At 36.6% G+C, this 2,448-nt stretch carries 4 protein-coding genes; 2 read left to right on the top strand and 2 right to left on the bottom strand.

Going from position 1 to position 2,448, the window contains the following annotated elements:
* Positions 1-117: 117 nt before the first annotated feature.
* Positions 118-366 carry a hypothetical protein gene (locus ENL20_04490; protein ID HHE37813.1) on the bottom strand — a complete coding sequence of 83 codons (249 nt, stop codon included), beginning with the start codon at positions 364-366 and terminating at the stop codon, positions 118-120.
* Positions 359-610 carry a hypothetical protein gene (locus ENL20_04495; protein ID HHE37814.1) on the bottom strand — a complete coding sequence of 84 codons (252 nt, stop codon included), beginning with the start codon at positions 608-610 and terminating at the stop codon, positions 359-361. Before ENL20_04495 ends, ENL20_04490 begins: the two co-directional genes overlap by 8 nt.
* Positions 611-975: 365 nt before the next feature.
* On the opposite strand from ENL20_04495, the gene ENL20_04500 reads away from it, so the two are divergent.
* Positions 976-1,596, top strand: coding sequence for a hypothetical protein (locus tag ENL20_04500; GenBank protein ID HHE37815.1), 621 nt, complete (start codon positions 976-978; stop codon positions 1,594-1,596).
* A 60-nt stretch (positions 1,597-1,656) separates the two neighbouring features.
* Positions 1,657-2,199 (top strand): IS110 family transposase, encoded by a 543-nt coding sequence (locus ENL20_04505; protein ID HHE37816.1) that lies wholly within the window; start codon positions 1,657-1,659, stop codon positions 2,197-2,199.
* The last annotated feature ends 249 nt before the right edge of the window (positions 2,200-2,448 follow it).

A 2,448-nucleotide genomic window follows, 5' to 3' on the forward strand; every position in this document is an offset into this window, starting at 1 on the left:
GAAGGAAGGGAATCGGAATTTATTTTCTTTTCTCTTCTTTCGAAAAGTTAAATGTATGTTTATGAAAAAAACTCACCTTAAACAAAGGGATTTTTTGTCCTAACAAAGTAATCCACTTCAAACTATTTCATCTGTGATCTTTCTCTTTTTTCGATTTGAACTGTCATATTTCGGTGCTTTGACAATTTCTTCGATGAGTTCTTTTTCATCGAAACCACACTCTTCCCGCAACCGCTTTTTCTCCTCCGAATAAACCCGAATATACTCTCTCACTGTTTTGCGACAAACACCGGTTTCCCGCGATATACGGCTGATGCTTTCCCCATTACGATTACTGCGGATAATAATTTCCTGTTTCTTATGCATACTGATCATCCTCCCATAACACTCCTGTAAAATTATTTTTATTACAGAATACGGTTGATGAAGAATGATAAAAAGTGAATAGGATATTTTTATCCGTTATAAAATTTTTCGATGAAATGTTGGGAACTCCAGTCGTCCTACGGACTCCTTCCGTTCCCAACATTTCATCTTCATCACCGAGAGTATTCATCCAACGAGATTCACTCCTCAAAGTTGCTGGATTTTTTACTTTTTCTAAACTCATTTTTCCTCCACTTTTTTTGATTTCAACTGGTAACTTTTCAACTGAAATCACTAGAACATTTTCAAGTGAAGAAAACAGGCTTGAGCGTAGTGAAAGCCCTTTTGAGTGATTTCGAAAATTTTTTCGATATTGACATTTAAAGGGGATCTTTGCTAACATATCACTAGTTAGAAAGCTTGTTCTCTTTCTCCTTGAATATCTCGCAATAGCGGGATACTTCTTATTAAGTTTGTTTGGTCTTTGAGCAAGGTGCTGAATTCTAACCCTATTTTGTTCAGTCCCGATAATTATCGGGATTAGTTCTCATTCGCGAGGATGTATGCACTTGTCTCCAAAGATCCCCTAACAATGTTTGGAGGTTCATTATGAGCAACAATCTCTTTGTCGGTGCCGACATCGATGCAAAAAAGATCGTTATTTGTTTTCTTAACGATAATGGAGAGAAGTTAGAAAAAATCTTCTCACTGCCAAACTCCATCGAAGGAACACAAACTCTTTACGAAAAAATCACTGCTCTCTGCAAAAAACACAACCTTAACGAAATCAAAATAGGATGTGAAGCAACTGCTCAATATTCCTTTCACTTCCTTAATGAAATGAGTGCTGATAAGAACCTCTCAATCTTTAACACGCTAGTTTTTCAGATTAATCCAAAATTGATCAGAGGTTTCAAAAAAAACTACCCCGATACTGACAAAACTGATCTCAAAGATGCCTTCGTCATTGATGACAGACTTCGCTTCGGAAGATTACCACAACCTTATTTACCAAACCAGAAACATCTACCGCTGCAGAGACTGACAAGATTTCGCTTTCACATTGTTCAAAACATCAGTCGTGAAAAGAATTATCTTTTCTCTTTGATCTTCCTGAAGTTCAGTGCTTTCAAGCAGCAGAAAACATTCTCAAATGAATTCGGAGCAACTTCCCAGGCAATACTGGAAGATTTTCTCACTGCTGATGAAATTGCCAACACCGATGTGTAAACACTTACTGAATTCATTATCAAAAAAGGTAAAAACAGGTTTTCGAATCCGGAGGAAGTTGTGCAGAAGGTCAAAGCAATGGCGAGAAAGTCTTACAGGATCAGACCGGAACTGGCAAAGTCTGTCAACTTGGTCTTGGCGATGACTTTGAAGAATATCGCAGTGATGAAAAAATCATTGAAGGAAGTTAATAAAGCAATCTCTGATGAACTGAAGGCTTTTCCAAATACTTTGCAGTCTGTGCCAGGTATCGGACCGGTTTATTCGGCTGATATTATCGCTGAAATCGGTAATATTAACCGTTTCGCGAATGATGCTAAACTGGCTAAATTTGCAGGTCTTGCCTGGAGAAAATTTCAAACTGCTGATTATCAAGCAGATGAAACTCCATTCTTCAGAAGCTCAAACAAATATCTGCGTTATTATTTGGTGCAAGCTGCAAACTCTCTGAAAAATCACAACTCGGAATATCGTAAATTTTACGATATGAAATATAAGGAGGCTCTTACGCACAAGCACAAAAGAGCATTAGTTTTGACTGCCAGAAAATTTATAAGACTAGCTTTTGCTTTGCTGAAATCTGGTAAACTGTATCAGACTTAAACTAATACTCGACACTCTATAGCTTTTTAAAGATCTACTATCTAAAATCGGAATGTGTCAAGCACATTTGGACACTTTTCGAGTTTATTTTTAACATTCTTTTTTTTCTTAATTTTAGACATTATTTGGTTTATTGATCCAAACCGATTTTGGCAGGTTTTTCACTTTTGGTTTTTTACCTCTGAACCGTTTTGGATTCTTCATAAATGCATCTATCAAGATCTTTTTTCTGTTTTCTAAAACATCTCC

Source organism: Candidatus Cloacimonadota bacterium, assembly GCA_011372345.1.
Taxonomy (GTDB): Bacteria; Cloacimonadota; Cloacimonadia; order Cloacimonadales; family TCS61; genus DRTC01.

Bases quoted from the DNA above. Each gene is read 5' to 3' on its own strand.
- ENL20_04500 (HHE37815.1), top strand. From the start codon at position 976: ATGAGCAACAATCTCTTTGTCGGTGCCGACATCGATGCAAAAAAGATC.
- ENL20_04495 (HHE37814.1), bottom strand. From the start codon at position 610: ATGAGTTTAGAAAAAGTAAAAAATCCAGCAACTTTGAGGAGTGAATCT.
- ENL20_04490 (HHE37813.1), bottom strand. From the start codon at position 366: ATGCATAAGAAACAGGAAATTATTATCCGCAGTAATCGTAATGGGGAA.